This is a genomic window from Campylobacter ureolyticus (assembly GCF_027277485.1).
Classification (GTDB): Bacteria; Campylobacterota; Campylobacteria; order Campylobacterales; family Campylobacteraceae; genus Campylobacter_B; species Campylobacter_B ureolyticus_B.
The window spans coordinates 50,549-66,887 of the sequence record NZ_JAPXGQ010000002.1; the positions used below are offsets into that span (position 1 = coordinate 50,549).

General features: G+C 31.5%; 16 protein-coding genes. 7 read left to right on the forward strand and 9 right to left on the reverse strand.

What is annotated here, in order from left to right; genetic code table 11:
• Window positions 1-4 precede the first annotated feature (4 nt).
• Entirely contained in the window at window positions 5-670 is a 666-nt protein-coding gene (locus tag O6B72_RS01250) for a hypothetical protein (protein WP_269491984.1), read from the reverse strand.
• A gap of 285 nt (window positions 671-955) precedes the next feature.
• Entirely contained in the window at window positions 956-3,535 is a 2,580-nt protein-coding gene (locus O6B72_RS01255; protein WP_269491985.1) for an ATP-dependent Clp protease ATP-binding subunit, read from the reverse strand.
• 174 nt (window positions 3,536-3,709) lie between these two features.
• On the opposite strand from O6B72_RS01255, the gene O6B72_RS01260 reads away from it, so the two are divergent.
• The 6 genes from O6B72_RS01260 (at window position 3,710) to htpG (ending at window position 9,915) form a co-directional block, all read left to right on the forward strand.
• Window positions 3,710-5,074: a S41 family peptidase gene (locus O6B72_RS01260; protein WP_269491986.1), complete on the forward strand. Its 1,365-nt coding sequence runs from the start codon at window positions 3,710-3,712 to the stop codon at window positions 5,072-5,074.
• Window positions 5,071-5,784 (forward strand): phosphoribosylaminoimidazolesuccinocarboxamide synthase, encoded by a 714-nt coding sequence (gene purC, locus O6B72_RS01265; RefSeq protein ID WP_018713192.1) that lies wholly within the window; start codon window positions 5,071-5,073, stop codon window positions 5,782-5,784. Before O6B72_RS01260 ends, purC begins: the two co-directional genes overlap by 4 nt.
• Before the next feature lie 4 nt (window positions 5,785-5,788).
• Window positions 5,789-6,022, forward strand: a complete 234-nt coding sequence (gene purS / locus O6B72_RS01270) for a phosphoribosylformylglycinamidine synthase subunit PurS (RefSeq protein WP_018713193.1) — start codon at window positions 5,789-5,791, stop codon at window positions 6,020-6,022.
• Window positions 6,019-6,693, forward strand: coding sequence for a phosphoribosylformylglycinamidine synthase I (purQ, locus tag O6B72_RS01275; RefSeq protein WP_269491987.1), 675 nt, complete (start codon window positions 6,019-6,021; stop codon window positions 6,691-6,693). The genes purS and purQ overlap by 4 nt, the downstream gene beginning before the upstream one ends.
• The gene (locus O6B72_RS01280; protein ID WP_269491988.1) at window positions 6,687-7,949 is read left to right on the forward strand and encodes an SH3 domain-containing protein; all 1,263 of its coding nucleotides are present in this window, start codon (window positions 6,687-6,689) and stop codon (window positions 7,947-7,949) included. The genes purQ and O6B72_RS01280 overlap by 7 nt, the downstream gene beginning before the upstream one ends.
• Window positions 7,950-8,079: 130 nt before the next feature.
• Entirely contained in the window at window positions 8,080-9,915 is a 1,836-nt protein-coding gene (gene htpG, locus O6B72_RS01285; RefSeq protein ID WP_269491989.1) for a molecular chaperone HtpG, read from the forward strand.
• 21 nt (window positions 9,916-9,936) lie between these two features.
• On the opposite strand, the gene O6B72_RS01290 is transcribed toward htpG, so the two are convergent.
• From O6B72_RS01290 to O6B72_RS01310, 5 genes are all read right to left on the reverse strand, one after another.
• Window positions 9,937-10,320, reverse strand: coding sequence for a rhodanese-like domain-containing protein (locus O6B72_RS01290; protein WP_269491990.1), 384 nt, complete (start codon window positions 10,318-10,320; stop codon window positions 9,937-9,939).
• Between the two features lie 274 nt (window positions 10,321-10,594).
• Window positions 10,595-11,812, reverse strand: a complete 1,218-nt coding sequence (locus O6B72_RS01295) for a tyrosine-type recombinase/integrase (protein ID WP_001291561.1) — start codon at window positions 11,810-11,812, stop codon at window positions 10,595-10,597.
• Between the two features lie 81 nt (window positions 11,813-11,893).
• Window positions 11,894-12,097 (reverse strand): excisionase, encoded by a 204-nt coding sequence (locus tag O6B72_RS01300; protein WP_000814511.1) that lies wholly within the window; start codon window positions 12,095-12,097, stop codon window positions 11,894-11,896.
• Between the two features lie 460 nt (window positions 12,098-12,557).
• The gene (locus O6B72_RS01305; protein ID WP_000857133.1) at window positions 12,558-12,788 is read right to left on the reverse strand and encodes a helix-turn-helix domain-containing protein; all 231 of its coding nucleotides are present in this window, start codon (window positions 12,786-12,788) and stop codon (window positions 12,558-12,560) included.
• The gene (locus tag O6B72_RS01310; protein ID WP_000804885.1) at window positions 12,785-13,207 is read right to left on the reverse strand and encodes a sigma-70 family RNA polymerase sigma factor; all 423 of its coding nucleotides are present in this window, start codon (window positions 13,205-13,207) and stop codon (window positions 12,785-12,787) included. Before O6B72_RS01310 ends, O6B72_RS01305 begins: the two co-directional genes overlap by 4 nt.
• A gap of 504 nt (window positions 13,208-13,711) precedes the next feature.
• On the opposite strand from O6B72_RS01310, the gene O6B72_RS01315 reads away from it, so the two are divergent.
• A complete protein-coding gene (locus tag O6B72_RS01315; RefSeq protein ID WP_001227347.1) occupies window positions 13,712-14,065 on the forward strand; it encodes a helix-turn-helix transcriptional regulator in 354 nt (117 codons plus the stop codon).
• Between the two features lie 59 nt (window positions 14,066-14,124).
• Here O6B72_RS01315 and O6B72_RS01320 read toward each other — a convergent pair whose 3' ends face one another.
• Complete coding sequence (locus O6B72_RS01320) at window positions 14,125-14,292, reverse strand: cysteine-rich KTR domain-containing protein (RefSeq protein WP_000336323.1); 168 nt, start codon at window positions 14,290-14,292, stop codon at window positions 14,125-14,127.
• A gap of 118 nt (window positions 14,293-14,410) precedes the next feature.
• A complete protein-coding gene (tet(M), locus tag O6B72_RS01325; protein WP_269491991.1) occupies window positions 14,411-16,330 on the reverse strand; it encodes a tetracycline resistance ribosomal protection protein Tet(M) in 1,920 nt (639 codons plus the stop codon).
• Window positions 16,331-16,339: the final 9 nt, after the last annotated feature.

Genomic DNA, 16,339 nt, shown 5'->3' on the forward strand with positions numbered 1-16,339 from the left:
CCTTTTATATCTTTTTATCCAATTCTTCAACAGGTAAAATTTTTAAAACAATTCTATATAATAGATAAAACAAAACAAATGTTAAAATTAAAATATAATCACTGTCTTTGTCTGTCTTTAACGCAGAAATTAAAATAAAATTTATTAGAAATATATAAAAAATCCAAAGATATTTTACATTAAACATAAAAATCTTTTCAAATTTATTTTTTATTTTATATTCTGTATGACAACATTCACACATACTTTTATACACGCCCAAAATAGCTGGGTATTTAGAAGTTGCAATTGATATTTTTGAGCCGCATTTTTTACATTTTTTTGGAAAGAATTTAATATTTTTATATTTTGTTTTATATGGAACCCAGTAAATCAACCCTAGAAACAACCTTAAAAGTAGAAAAAATATTGCAGTTGCAATTATCCAAATTTCTAAGCCAAATTTTGCCGGAAATATATAATCTATTGCCAAAACTATTAAAATTATATGTAGCCAAAAAACAGACCCAACAAACCATTCCAAAACAAACATCCAAGCAGGACTAATGCCATGAACCAAACCGCATTTACTACATCTTGCACATATGGTACCAAAGATGTAATCACTTATAGAATTACATTTTTTTATTTTATTTCCACAAATTTCACATCTTTTGTAAAGAAATCCCATTTGTTTTTTCCTAGCGACACAGATTTATAATTTTAAAAAATTATAAATCTTTTCATTTATTTATCTTTATTTTTAAATTTAGAATTTAAATGCAATGAAGAAATTATATAACTTTGTTTCTTAAATTTGGATGTTTTTATTTTGCCTTGTATGGTAAATTTCATTTATCAGTGTTATTTTAATTTGGTATCTATACATTAAAATTATAATTTATTTTTAAGAATTTGTGTATTAGTTTTAAATAGAAATTTAAAACCAAAATGGCAGTCAAAACTGCCATTTTTACTATTTTACACTTATTTTTATATTGTTTTCATCAGCATCTATTACTATCTCATCGCCACTTTTTATCTCATCTTTGAGTATCATCTCAGCTATCTCATCTTCAACCAACTCATACATTGCTCTTCTTAGCGGTCTTGCGCCAAACTCAGCGTCATATCCAACACTTGCGATAAGCTTTTTAGCATTTTGAGTTAGAGTTGCTTTTATCTCCCTTTCTAATAGCTTGTTTTGTAGCGCCTTAAACATAATATCTACAATTTTTACTAGATTTTCCTCTTTTAAAGGATTAAATACAATAATATCATCAAGTCTATTTAAAAACTCGGGCTTAAAATAGCTTTTCAAAGCAGCCTTAACAAGCTCATCTCTTTTTTCTTTATCACCACTAAACTCCATAATTTCACTTGAGGCGATATTTGAAGTTAAGATTATAATTGTATTTTTAAAATCAACTGTAACGCCCTTATTATCGGTTGCTCTACCATCATCTAAGATTCCAAGCAAGATATTGAAAACATCTTTATGAGCCTTTTCTATCTCATCAAAAAGCAAAACCGAATAAGGTTTTCTTCTAACAGCCTCGCTAAGTTGTCCACCCTCATCATATCCAACATATCCTGGAGGTGCTCCAAGAAGTCTTGAGACACTATGGCGCTCCATATATTCACTCATATCAAAGCGTATCATCGCCTTTTCATCATCAAACAAAAACTTAGCCAAAGCTTTTGCCGACTCAGTTTTTCCAACTCCAGTAGGTCCTAAAAACAAAAAGCTTCCAATCGGCCTATTGGCACTTGAAAGACCTGCTTTATTTCGCTTTATTGCTCTTGCTAATGCATGAAGTGCCTCATCTTGCCCTACAACACTCTCTTTTAAATGCTCTTCAATATTTAGGTATTTTTCTTTCTCACTAGTTAGCATTTTAGCTACACTAATTCCAGTCCATTTGCTTAAAATTCCAGCTACTAAATTCTCATCAACCTCATTCTTTAAAAGTGTCCCGTTTTCTTGCATTTTTGCCCATTTTTCTTCAAGAGCTTTTATTTCATTTTCTTTAGCAGGAATTTTTCCATACTCTATCTCAGCAGCTTTGTTTAGATCTCCATTTCGCCTAGCCATCTCAGCTTCATTTTTTAAACTATCAACGCTTTTTTTAGCATCACTTATAGAGCTAAATACCTTTTTTTCGTTTTCAAATTGCGAATTTAGGGCATTTTTCTTTTCATTTAAATTTGCTAGTTCTTTTTCTATCTCATTAAGCCTTGTTTCGTTCTTTTCTTTATCTTCCATTTTTAAGGCTTCTTTTTCAACCTGCAAAGTTACAATTTCTCGCTTTATTTTTGCTAACTCAAAAGGCTCACTTTCTATCTGCATTTTAAGCTCAGCTGCTGCCTCATCGATCAAATCTATAGCCTTATCTGGTAAAAATCTGCCTGAGATATAGCGATCACTTAACTTTGCAGCTGCAACCAATGCACTATCAGTTATGCTAACATTGTGATGAACTTCAAGACGCTCTTTGATACCTCTTAAAATTTGCAAAGCTTCATTAACACTTGGCTCACCGACATTTACAGGCTGAAAACGGCGCTGCAATGCTGCATCTTTTTCAAAATATTTTCTATACTCTTTTAGTGTTGTTGCACCGATTGTGTGAAGCTCACCTCTTGCAAGAGCTGGTTTTAGTATATTTGCCGCGTCCATACTTCCTTCACTTGCGCCTGCTCCTACAATTGTGTGGATTTCATCTATAAATAAAATGACATTTTTTGCTTTTACAACTTCATCAATAACCGCTTTTAGTCTATCTTCAAACTCTCCACGATACTTTGCACCTGCAATTAATGCACTCATATCAAGAGCAATTAATTTTTTGTTTGCAAGGCTTGTTGGAACATCATTTTTTACTATTTTTTGAGCTAGACTTTCAACAATTGCAGTTTTTCCAACACCTGGCTCACCAAGCAAAATAGGATTATTTTTAGTTTTTCTTATTAAAATTTGCATAACCCTTTGAAGTTCTTCATCTCGCCCAATAACAGGATCTAACTTGCCCTCTCTTGCCTTAGCTGTTAAATCGATACCGTATTTTGCCAAACTATCCATTGTCTCATCAGCAGTTTTTGAGTCGATCTTTTGCCCTGCTCTTAACTTTTCAAGCTCTTTTTTAAATTCATTTAAATCTACAAATTTACTTAAAATGTGTTTAATAGGATCATTTTCTAAATTTGCTAAAATCCAAGTATCAATAGCTATAAAACTATCTCCAAGTTTTGTCATTAGCCCTTTTGCGTTATCCAATGAGTTTATCAAATCCAAACTAATTTTAATATTATCCCTATTTACATTTGAACTTGTAGGCAAATTTGAAATACGAGATTTTATCTCCAAATTTAATGCTTCGTTCGAAACGCCAAATTTATTTAAAATTTGATTTAATATCGAGCTTTTATCTGTACTCATCGCCCAAAGCATATGTAAGGGCTTTACCTCGCTATTTTTTGAATGAAGAGCCAAAGAAAGCGAACTCTCAACTGTTTGTGTAAGTTGATCAGTTAAAATTTCAAATATATTATTCATCTTTTTTCCTTTTTATTTTTATAATGATGATATTATATAACTTTAGTCTTTAATTGTCAAGTTTCCTAAATGAAATTTTTAAATTTATACTTTTTTACAAAAATGTGAATTATTTATCTAAATTTTATTGATTTATGCTAAAATTCCCACATAAAATTATATTTGGAGAATGGATTGAAACAAAGAAGTAAAATTTTAAGTTTTGGCATATTTTCTGCCATAGTCACATCAGTTGTTATATCAACAAATTTAAATGCACAAACACCAAAAAAACCTGAAAAAGAAGAAACAAAGCTTGAGAGTTTAGCTAAATTTACAAGAGTTATTACAACTGTTGAGAGTAGTTATGCTGATGAACTTACTTTTTCAGAAATTATTAACAAAGCAATTTCTGGCCTAATGACAAACCTAGATGCACATTCTGGCTTTTTAGATGAAAAAGCATTTGAAGATACAAAGGTTCAAACTCAAGGAGAGTTTGGAGGACTTGGCATAACAGTTGGCATGAAAGATGGAGCTTTGACTGTAATATCACCTATTGAAGGAACTCCTGCTGACAAAGCTGGTGTAAAATCAAATGACGTTATATTAAGAATTGATGGAAATGCAACTTTAGGCATAACCCTAGAAGAAGCAGTTAGTAAAATGCGTGGAAAACCAAAAACTCCAATAACAATAACAATAGTAAGAAAAGGAGAGCCTCGTCCATTTGATATAAACATAATAAGAGATATTATAAAAGTTGATTCTGTTTATGCAAAGAATATAGAAGATGAAGATATTTTATATTTAAGAGTTACAAATTTTGATCAAAAAGTTACAAAAGAATCAGCTAAATTTATAAAAGAATTTGCTAAAAATAATAAAAATGCAAAAGGTATAATCTTAGATCTTAGAAATAATCCAGGTGGACTTTTAGATCAAGCAATTGGACTTACAAATTTATTTGTTGATAAAGGCGTGATAGTATCTCAAAAAGGAAGAGATGCAAAAGAAAATCTTGAATATAGCGCAAAAAAAGATGAAAAAATTACTGACTTACCTCTTGTTGTCTTGGTAAATAGCGGAAGTGCTAGTGCAAGTGAAATCGTAAGTGGAGCTTTGCAAGATTTAAAAAGAGCTGTTGTAATAGGAGAAGAAACTTTTGGCAAAGGAAGTGTTCAAGTTATACTTCCATTAAATGAAAAAGAAGCTCTAAAAATGACAATAGCAAGATATTATCTACCAAGTGGACGAACTATACAAAATAAAGGTGTTACGCCAGATCTTGAGGTATTTTATGGAAAAGTTCCTAATGATGATAAGGCATTTATTATAAAAGAAACTGATCTAAAACAACATCTTGAAAACGAACTTCAAAAAATTGATGATAATAAAACAGAAAGCAATAAAACTATAAATTTAGACCATAACAAAACAAATACTAAAGAAAAAAACAAAGAAAAAATAATAACAAAAAAAGATCTTTATGATGATATGCAACTTAAAACTGCTGTTGACACTATAAAGGTTTTAAATCTTACAAAGGATGGAAAATGACAAAAGACAAGCTAATCTATGAAGGAAAAGCTAAAAAGATGTGGAGTGTAAAAGAAGATGATGATCTTTTAATAGCTGAGTTTAAGGACTCTTTAACTGCATTTAATGGTGTTAAAAAAGCCGAAGAAAGTGGAAAAGGTGCATTAAACAATAAAATAAGCACTGAGATTTTTAAACTTTTGGAAAAACATGGCATCAAGACAGATTTGGTAAAAAAAATCGATGATATAAATCAAGTAGTTAGAAAATGTAAAATTATCCCTCTTGAAGTTGTCGTTAGAAATATTGCAACAGGAAGTCTTACAAAAAGACTTGGCATAAAAGATGGCACAATTCTTCCTTTTACATTAGTTGAGTTTTGTTATAAAAACGATGAACTAAACGATCCTATTTTAAATGATGAACACTGTTTGCTTTTAGACGCTGTTAAAACAAAAGATGAACTTGAAATTTTAAAAACAGAAGCTAAGAAAATAAATAAAATTTTAAAAGATTTTTTTGATAAAAAAGATTTAAAATTGGTTGATTTTAAAATCGAGTTTGGAAAGACAAAAGATGGCGAAATTATTCTAGCTGATGAGATAAGTCCTGATAGCTGCAGATTTTGGGATAAAAATACAAACGAAAAACTTGATAAAGATAGATTTAGACAAGATCTTGGCAATGTCAAAGTTGCTTATGAAGAAGTTTTAAGAAGAATTTTAGGGTAAAAGTATGAAAGTAATTGTAAATATAAAATTAAAAGATTTAGTTTTAGATCCTGCTGGTAAAGCCACGCAGGATGCTCTTTGCTCACTCGGTTTTAATGTTAAAAATGTAAGAATTGGTAAGCAAATTGTTTTTGATCTTGATAAAAAAAATGAAGATGATGCAAAAAAAGAAGTTACTAAAATGTGTGAAGAGCTTCTTGCAAATACAGTTATTGAAGATTATGAGATAGTTTTATGAAAGTAGTAATTATAAAATTTCCAGGAACTAACTGTGATGAAGATACAAAATATGCTTTTGATAAACTTGGCTTTAAGTGTGAGATAATAAATCATAAGCAAGACAAATTTTGTGCTGATTTGGTTGTACTGCCTGGTGGATTTAGCTATGGAGATTACTTAAGAACAGCTGCTATTTCTAAATTTAGTCCAGCTATGAGTGAGGTTTTAAACCATGCAAAAAAAGGTGGTTATATTTTAGGAATTTGCAATGGATTTCAAATGCTTTTAGAGTTAAAACTTCTAGAAGGCGCAATGTTAAAAAATAAAAATTTAAATTTTATTTCTAAATTTCAAAACTTAAAAGTTATTTCAAACAATAATAAATTTCTTTCAAAATGCAGTAAAGACGAGGTTTTAAATATACCAATAGCTCATGGCGAGGGAAATTATTATGCTGATGAAAAAACTATTAAAAGTTTAGAAGAAAATGATCAAATTATTTTAAAATATTGTGATGAGTTTGGAAAAATAACAAATGAATCAAACCCAAATGGTTCGGTTTTAAATATAGCTGGAATTTGTGATAAAAATAAAAAAATATTTGGTCTTATGCCACATCCAGAGCGTGCTTGTGAGGAAATTTTAGGTGGTAGTGATGGCGTTAAAATGCTAAAAGGTTTTCTTTGTTAAGAGTAGTTTTTTTACTCATTTTTACTAGTTTTGTTTTTGCACAAGATGTTGATATAGAGTTTTTGAAAAGCATAAAGCCAGTTTCTTCAAATGAACTTTTAGAAAAAAATTCAAACCAATCAGCAAAAACAACTGATGAAATTTTAAATAAAGATACTCTTACACTTGATGATTTAAAACAAATTGCACCAAACGAAGATGGTAATTTGGAGCTTGATGATTCATTGATTTATCAAGAAGTAAGAGTAACCGATTTTTTACTATCAACTAGAAATGTTCCTAAAAACGTTTATCAAAATCAAATTTTTAGCATAAATTTCAATGCAGATATTCAACAAAACATAAGTTTAGATTTAAATTTAACAGTTGACAAAACTCCGAATTTGGAGTGGTTAAATGAAGGAAAAATAAACTGGGATAAAGATATAAATGGCGTTTATTCAACTAAGCTTTGGTTTGAAGCAAAAGAGACAAATGCAAGTTTAAATAAGATTTCAATTATAGCAAAAAGAAACGGAGAATTTTTTCAAAAAGCAAACATAAGCCCTAAACTTCCTAAAATTCTACCTATAGAAGAAAAAAATGGTTATGCCCATATTGTAGCTGATGAATTAAAAGTATTAAACTACAAAACAGCAAAATTTGATGCAAATTCAAATATTATGACTATTGAATTATCTTCAAAAAATACAAATTTAAAAAGCTTTTATATAAATAATGAAAATATCATAAGACAAGGTATGACTTCAACAAAAGGTGGGTATCAAAATCAAAAAGGCTTTTACTTTGTTGTTTTTAATAATAATATAAAAAAATTTGATTTTTCCTATTTCAATGCTAAAACGAAACAATTTGAAAGTTTTTCTTTGGGTATTAAGCTTGAAGTTGATGATTTGAGTACCCAAACAGAGTTAAATCCACAAAATGATCCATTTTATGCTTATAAAAAAACTGCTCTTTATGTGGGTGTTATATTGCTTTTGTTTTTATATATTTTTAGTAAAAATACCACACCACTCATATTTGCTTGTATTTTGATAGGATTTCATATATATAATAAAGATCCTCATAATGTTGGAATTGTAAGCAAAGATGCAAAAGTTAAAATTTTACCTATTGAAAAATCAACTATTTTTTATATGCCTAACAGTGATGAAAGTGTTGAAATTTTTGAGCAGAACAAGAATTACTATAAAGTTCTTTTCGAAAATGGAAAAATTGGCTGGGTAAATAGTAAATATTTAATTAAAAAATAATTTTAAATTTTAACACTCAGTAAGTTGATAGTAATAATATCAACTTACTTTATAAAAATATATTATTTCTTGCAATTTTAATCACTTTGTTGTATAATCTGCTAAAAATTTGAAATAAAAAGGAATAATTATGGAACAAAAACATGAATTTCAAACTGAAGTTAGCGAACTTTTACATTTAATGATTCACTCACTTTACTCAAATAAAGAAATTTTTTTAAGAGAGCTTATATCAAATGCAAGTGATGCGCTTGACAAGCTAAATTATCTATGTCTTACAGATGATAAATATAAAGCGCTTTCTTATACTCCAAAAATAAATATTGAGTTTAATAAAGATAAAAAAACTCTAATTATAAGTGATAACGGCATTGGAATGGATAAAGAAGATTTGATCAATAATCTTGGAACAATAGCAAGAAGTGGAACAAAAGGATTTTTATCAAATTTAAGTGGCGATATTAAAAAAGATTCAAACCTAATAGGACAATTTGGAGTTGGATTTTACTCTGCTTTCATGGTTGCTGATCGAATAGAAGTAATGAGTAAAAAAGCTTTAACCAATGATGCAAATATATGGAAAAGTGATGCTACAAATTTTAGTGTTGAGCCAGCAAAAATGGAAAACTTTGGAACAAAAATAACTCTTTATATGAAAAATGATGAATTTTTAGATGAGTATACGCTAGAAAATATTATTAAAAAATATTCAAATCACATCCCTTATCCAATTTTTATGGATAAAAGCGACTATATCCCACCAAAAGATGGAGAAAAAGAGGGTCACACAGAGATAAAAAATATTCAAGTAAATAAAGCAAGTGCATTGTGGCAAATGCCAAAAAGTGCGTTAAAGCCGGCTGATTACAATGACTTTTACAAGCAAATCAGTCACGATAGCAAAGACCCACTTTTATATATACATACAAAAGCTGAAGGAAAAATAGAATACTCAACACTTTTTTACATTCCTAGCATTGAGCCTTTTGATTTATATAGAGTTGATTATCAAAGTGGTGTTAAGCTTTATGTAAAAAGGGTTTTTATAACCGATGATGAAAAAGAGCTTTTACCATCATATTTAAGATTTGTAAGAGGCATAATCGACGTTGAAGATTTACCACTTAATGTAAGTAGGGAAATTTTACAAGAAAACATTATAATGCAAAACGTAAAAGAGGCAAGTATTAAAAAAATTCTATCTGAGTTAAAAAATTTAAAGGAAAAAGATTTTGAAAAATACTTAAAATTCTATTCGCTTTTTGGAAAAGTTTTAAAAGAGGGGCTTTATGGTTTTACACCATATAAAAATGAAATTTTAGACTTAGTACTATTTAAATCAAATAAAAAAGATGGTTTTATAAGTTTAAAAGAATATAAAGAAAATATGCAAAAAGATCAAAAAGAAATTTATTATATCACTGGAAAAAATGCTAAGACTTTGAAAAATTCCCCTCTTCTTGAAAATTTTAATAAAAATAACATTGAGGTTTTAATCTGCGATGACGAGATAGATGCCATTATTATGCCTATGGTTTATGAATATGATAAAACTCCTATTAAGCCAGTAACAAGTGCTGAATTTAAAGAAGAGTTAAATCAAGATGACTTTAAAGAACTTACAGAAAAAATAAAAGAAGCTCTAAAAGATGAAGTAAAAGATGTAAGAGTAACCTCAAGACTTAATAAATCAGCTTCGTGTTTGGTTTATGATGAAAATGATCCAGACTTTGCAACACAACAAATTTTAAAACAAATGGGACAGGATAATCTGCCAAAAATTCTACCAATTTTAGAAATAAACCCAAACCATGAAATTATAAAAAAACTAAAAGATAATAATATGGTATTAAACGATGTAGCAAAAGTTCTTTTAGGGGTTGCGAAAATTCAAGAAGGCACCACAATAGAAAACACAGATGAATTTACTAGCATTCTAACTAGTTTTATACAAAAAGCAATTTAAAAAGTAAAAGAGTAGATTTTTCTACTCTTTTATGAATTTATAATTATATTCTTTAGCTAATCTCTCAACGCCACCTTTTAAATTTACTACATCTTTATAGCCATTTTTATCAAGTAGTTTTGCAGCTGCACTAGATCTTGCACCACTTCTGCAAATAACAGCTATCTTTTTATTCTTATCAATGTTCAAATCTTCTAACTCATTTAAAAAATTAGCATTATAACCATTTTCAGTTGTTATAGGAATATTTAAAGCACCGGCTATATGAAAGCTTTTAAACTCTTCTTTTGTTCTTACATCAATAAGTAAAACATCATTTAACGCTTCAGGTGTAACCAAAATATTTGAAATTTTGCCAAAAAGCACACAACTACCAAAACATAAAATAAAAATTATTTTTTTCAATTTTCTATTCCTTTAATAAAGTGAATGTATTATACAAAATAATTTTAAATAAAACTATTACATTTCTTTTTTATAACAAATATATAAATTTTTTATAATTAAACAAAGTATAAATTTCTAATTATCTTTTTATATTTTCTTAAATGCTCGTAAAGCCTTATTCTATGTGCTTTCGAGTATTTTTACTGTAGGAAGATACTTCACGTTTCTTTGCATATTTCCTCATGTCTTAGCTGTCAGAAGTGGTAAATAAGTAGTAAATTCATTTGTACTACTAAGCAACAAGACGCTCCTGTTGCTTCTCTTTATTCAAGCGTTTCATTTCTGCCATTGCAGAATCGAATGTTGCATGTGCGTAATAGTTCAGCGTCATGGCTATATTAGCATGTCCCATAATGTACTGTAATGCCTTTGGATTCATTCCTGCATTTGCATAGTTGGTACAGAATGTATGTCGCAAACTATGTGGAGTGATGTGTGGCAATTTATCCTCGTTATACTTATTGTATTTCTTAACAAGACCTTTCATCATGCCGTTGTAATCACTTGCCACTTTTGGATAGTTCTTTCTATTAAGAAAGAGGAAATCACTATATCCATCAATCTCAACACGCTTATCATTCTTTCGATTCGCTAACACTCGCTTAAATGCTTGATAGGCTTCTTCAACCATAGGAACTTGACGTTCGCCACTTTTGGTCTTTGGTGTTTCAATGTAGTACCCAATTTCAGTATCTCTCAATAGCTGATGGTCTATATTGACAAGACGATTCTCAAAATCTAAATCTGGAAGTGTCAAACCACCAAACTCTGAAATACGAAGACCTGTTTTTAAGAGTATCAGAATTTCATCATAATTTTTGCTGTAGGTTTTATCAGCTTTTGCAAAGGCTAACAGTTTTTCTTCCTGTTCTTCTGTTAGTACGGTCTTAGGGACAGTATCATCATCAAGAACTGCTTTCAGTTGAAAGTCAAATGGATTCTTCCGAACACAATCATCTTGTATAGCAATATAGAATGAAGCCTTTAAAGAACGTTTGTAGTTATTGATGGTTTGATAAGCATAACCATTTTCACTCATTCTAATAGCCCATTCTTTAGCGTCTGATGGCTTAATACTGTCAATACTTCTTACACCTAACTTGTCTTTCTTCAAAATATCCATAAGATATTTGCGTCCAGTTTCAGTGTTTTTTCTAACCTTTGGTCTTTGAGCGTTCTGTTTTGCGTAAAGCTGGCAGAGTGTCATTTTCTTTCCTACAACATCAATACCATCATGAATGTCTTTCTGTAACTCTGCGATTTTCTCTCTAAGTGAGATACAATCACGCTTTCCTGCTGGTACTCGGTCTGTAGCCACAAGTTTCCACGAGTAAACAAATTGCGGTTCTCCAAATGAATCTATATATTTGTATAAGTATCTTCCGTCTTTTCGTTGGCTCTCTCCAGTCTTTAAGATTCGACCTTTATTGTCACGTCTTTTTTCTGACATGGCATTTGCTCCTTTCCTTTATGGAAAGAGCCTTGATACGACTTAATACTATTTTATCATATACAAGACCCTTTGGCGACGCTAGATTGCGTCCAATGTATCTATAATTTTTTCAAATTGTTTTCGTTTAATCTGAATACGATTGCCATTCATAATCAGCCAATTTGCATTTTTATTTTCCTCTGCCAAGCGTCGTAGCTTGTTTTCGCCAATACGAAAATATTTTGACGCTTCTTCAATGGTTAGGGTATAACGTTCCCAAATAGGAATGTCAGTCTGCTTCATAAAATCCTCCTTTCCAAATCACTTATTTGGATTTCATAAAAGTTGTTTTACCAGCAATCGAACAGCTTTAGCAAAGCTCACGGGAGTTCCACCCCTGCATGGTTCTCATGTAGCCATACTCATTGCCTGCGACGGTTTTATCACGCTCGGACTATTGACTGTATGGGAGTATCATTATCACGATAAGAATGTCGTTGCAGGCAATCCTGCTAAAGATTGCTTCTCGGATCACTAACATGAATCGCTCGCTATCTTTATAAGATAGGTCATGGCGGTTAGTTCCGTTGGCTCTTTTCTTATCGAAACGTATTCGATTACTTTTATTCAGTTTTCAAAGAACAATGGCTCGTTAGCCTATCAAAACACATTGAAAGCTCAATATGCTTTGGTGGAATAACAAACCTCCCTGTTCGGGAAGCGTGGAATGGTTTAGCACGCTTCCACGAAAGGAGAGAGGATATTACTTAATTTCAAATGACAAAATCTTTGTAATCAGTCTGGTTTCCATTCTTCCACGTAAGACTTCATCAACGACCATACTTTGATTGCCATATTCATCTTTCATAAGTCGTAGGGAACGCTTCGTTATGTACCCTCTGTAATGATGTAGAATCTGGTTAATCGCTTCGGTATCGCCATCTGTTGCCTTTACAATGAGAGGAAAGGGAATCATAGGATATTGTGTTTTCATTCTTCAAATTCCTCCATAAACTTTTTAATTAAGGCTAGTCCACTGGTTCTATGCCGATAGACAGTAGAACGGTTCAATTTCAACAGGTCTGCAATTTCTGAATCGCTCATGTCCATAAAGTAAAACAGCAGTAGAATTTCACGTTTCTTGTCTGGCAACTCACGTAATGCTTCACTCAACAAATCATTTTCAACGCCTACTGATAACCCATTGAGTGTAAAAATCTGAAAGTCAGTTGAATAGTTATCTGTTGTCGCAAACTGGCTAACAAGATAATCGCCAACATCCGAAAAGGACACCTCACGCTTTGCAATCCTTGAAAGATAAAGCATATAATTCTTTCGCTCGTCTTCCATAGCACGTTTACAGATATAGTCAAACTGATTTTCTATTGTGGTCTGAAAAGAAGATGGTTTCATGTTTCTCACCCCCTTTCTGTCTAGGAAAGGAAGTGAGCCTTGCTCGTTTATCTCCTTTCACTCTTAGTCCCAATGTGAAAGGGGGATTTGTTGCATTACTGATAAATAAACTTTGTAAAAAAGTTCTGAATAGCCAAAAAAGCATATAAACAGATTTATTTCTCTGTTTACATGCTTCTGTTATTCTATCTATATGATTTATAAAACCACATTGGTGGACGTACTTATCTATTGCAGATAGACGACTTTTTTTGACAAGAACCCAATGTAAGGAAATTTATTGTATATGATGTACTTCATGGCGACGTTGACCTCCAACAAACCGCCATTTGGAAGTAATATACAATATTTTAACAGCGTAAATAGCACTACCATATAACGGTTTTTTTTATTGGCGTTTAGTAGTGCTTTTTATTAAATATAAACCTATAAACCATATAACACGTTTTTCTATACCTGTTTTTAATTCAGTAGGAACAATAAAATGTATAGAGGTGGTCTACTATGCGTAAAAAAGAAGATAAATATGATTTTAGAGCCTTTGGTTTAGCCATTAAAGAAGCTCGATTGAAACGAGGTTTAACTCGTGAACAAGTGGGAGCATTGATTGAAATTGACCCACGGTACTTAACTAATATTGAAAATAAAGGGCAACACCCCAGCATACAAGTTCTTTATGACCTTGTATCGTTACTTCATGTTTCCGTTGATGAATTTTTCTTACCTGCTAATAACTTGGTAAAAAGCACCCGACGATTACAGATAGAGAAATACATGGATAGCTTTACAGACAAAGAACTATCCTTAATGGAATCTTTAGCCAGCGGTATCAACGAAGCAAGAAACATCGAAGACTAATTAAAAGAATCCATACATAACGGAAAGAGCCGATAAAATGAGATTGTATTAATCTCATTTTATCGGCTCTGCGTCTTTGCGTCTGGCTCTGTAATCACAGTTACTTTGAACTGCTTTATTTCAATTAAATTTTCTTGTCTGCATTTCGGACAATAGAGGGGGAATTTTTTTAATTCAGTATCTTCCCTTATCTTTAATCGTGTTTTATTTCCACATACAGGACACAATATCCACTTGTAGTTTATAATAACTATCTCCTCCTTTACACTTTAATTCAAATCTTTATTAAAAAATATTTCATCTTATTTAACAAGAAACCATATTTATATAACAACATAAAATACACTAAGTTATTTTATTGAACATATATCGTACTTTATCTATCCGACTATTTGGACGACGGGGCTGGCAAACAGGTTCACCGGTAGTAACATGGTACCCTTTTAACTCTGTTAAACAAACACTACGTCCATTTGTAAAGAAAGTTAAATCACTACGATATTCTTGAATACACCGAGCAGGGATTTCTCCACTAAGAATGACCTCATTATTTTTCAATTGAGTGTCTACGATGTTCGCACAATATTTAGGAGCATCGTTGTATGCTCGTGAAAGATATTCCTGTGGCGCATAAATTTTAAAACTAAGATATGGCTCTAACAATTCTGTTCCAGCTTTTTTTAAGACTTGTTCCAATACAATAGGAGCAAGCATCCGAAAATCTGCTGGGGTACTAACAGGGCTATAGTATAAGCCATACTTAAAACAGATTTTACAGTCCGTCACATTCCAACCATATAATCCTTGTTCGCAACCATAGCGTATCCCTTCCATAACTGCATTTTGAAATGATTGATCTAAGTATCCAAGAGAAACCGAGCTCTCATACTGCATTCCACTTCCCAACGGAAGCGGTGATACAGATAAACCAATGGAAGCCCAGAAAGGATTTGGCGGCACTTCGATGTGAATGGTATATTCTGCATTTTTTAACGGTCTCTCCATATAAATGACTGTAGGCTCTTTTAGTTCTATCTCCACATGATACTTTTCTTGCAACAGTGCACTAATCACTTCCATTTGTACTTTCCCTAAGAAAGAAAGTATAATTTCATGTGTCGTAGAATCCACGTAATATCGTAGAAGCGGATCACTATCTGAGATTTCCAAAAGGGCATCAAGCAACATTTCTCTCTGTTCAGGTTTACTCGGTTCAACAGTTGTTTGTAGTAGAGGGTGCGGATTTTCAATCTTTTTTCTCTGTGGCAATAGTTTTGTATCTCCAAGAACACTATTTAACTTCAAAAACTCATTTTGCAAAATAACAATTTCTCCAGAATAAGCCTTATCGATTTTACATAATTCACCATTTATTGAAGTATACATTTCTGTAATTTTTATTTTTTCCTTTTCCGATATTCTAACCGGATCTCGCAAATGCAGTACGCCACTATAAAGACGTATATATGCAAGACGCTGTCTTTTTTCCGAATACTCAATTTTGAAAACTTTTCCGCAAAGTTCAGACTGACCTCGATGTGTTGATGAATAAAATTTATTCGTAATCACTTCTATAAGGTTATCAATCCCTATATTGTTTTTTGCACTTCCGTGATAAACAGGGAACAGAGAACAATTCTGAAATCTTATGCTTTCCTCTTGTTCGAGTTCCAATGCTTCTAATGATTTACCGGACATATATTTCTCTAAAAGGTCATCGTTTCCCTCTATTACCGTATCCCATTGTTCAGATTCGGTAAAGTTCGTCACACACATATTAGGATACAGTTCTACCTTCTGTTTGATTACAATTTCGGCAGAAAGTTTCTCTTTAATATCCTGATAAACCGTTGATAAATCAATTCCATTTTGGTCAATCTTATTGATAAAAAAGATTGTGGGAATCCCCATTTTCCTAAGTGCATGAAATAATATACGAGTTTGTGCTTGTACGCCATCTTTTGCAGAAATCAGTAGAATTGCCCCATCTAAAACTGATAATGAACGATATACTTCTGCTAAGAAATCCATATGGCCTGGCGTATCTATAATGTTGACTTTTACATCCTCCCACTGAAAAGATGTCACTGCTGTCTGGATAGTGATTCCCCTTTGACGCTCCAAATTCATTGTATCTGTCCTTGTTGTGCCTTCATCTACGCTCCCTAGTTCTGCAATTGCACCACTGGTATACAATAAACTTTCCGTTAATGTTGTCTTTCCTGCGTCAACGTGAGCCAGAATGCCTAAGTTAATTATTTTCATGTAATTTTC

What these genes read in the sequence shown, in the direction of transcription:
- O6B72_RS01250 (WP_269491984.1), bottom strand. Translation starts at nt 670, where the DNA reads ATGGGATTTCTTTACAAAAGATGTGAAATTTGTGGAAATAAAATAAAA.
- O6B72_RS01255 (WP_269491985.1), bottom strand. Translation starts at nt 3,535, where the DNA reads ATGAATAATATATTTGAAATTTTAACTGATCAACTTACACAAACAGTT.
- purC (WP_018713192.1), top strand. Translation starts at nt 5,071, where the DNA reads ATGACAAAAGACAAGCTAATCTATGAAGGAAAAGCTAAAAAGATGTGG.
- purS (WP_018713193.1), top strand. Translation starts at nt 5,789, where the DNA reads ATGAAAGTAATTGTAAATATAAAATTAAAAGATTTAGTTTTAGATCCT.
- purQ (WP_269491987.1), top strand. Translation starts at nt 6,019, where the DNA reads ATGAAAGTAGTAATTATAAAATTTCCAGGAACTAACTGTGATGAAGAT.
- htpG (WP_269491989.1), top strand. Translation starts at nt 8,080, where the DNA reads ATGGAACAAAAACATGAATTTCAAACTGAAGTTAGCGAACTTTTACAT.
- O6B72_RS01295 (WP_001291561.1), bottom strand. Translation starts at nt 11,812, where the DNA reads ATGTCAGAAAAAAGACGTGACAATAAAGGTCGAATCTTAAAGACTGGA.
- O6B72_RS01300 (WP_000814511.1), bottom strand. Translation starts at nt 12,097, where the DNA reads ATGAAGCAGACTGACATTCCTATTTGGGAACGTTATACCCTAACCATT.
- O6B72_RS01305 (WP_000857133.1), bottom strand. Translation starts at nt 12,788, where the DNA reads ATGAAAACACAATATCCTATGATTCCCTTTCCTCTCATTGTAAAGGCA.
- O6B72_RS01310 (WP_000804885.1), bottom strand. Translation starts at nt 13,207, where the DNA reads ATGAAACCATCTTCTTTTCAGACCACAATAGAAAATCAGTTTGACTAT.
- O6B72_RS01315 (WP_001227347.1), top strand. Translation starts at nt 13,712, where the DNA reads ATGCGTAAAAAAGAAGATAAATATGATTTTAGAGCCTTTGGTTTAGCC.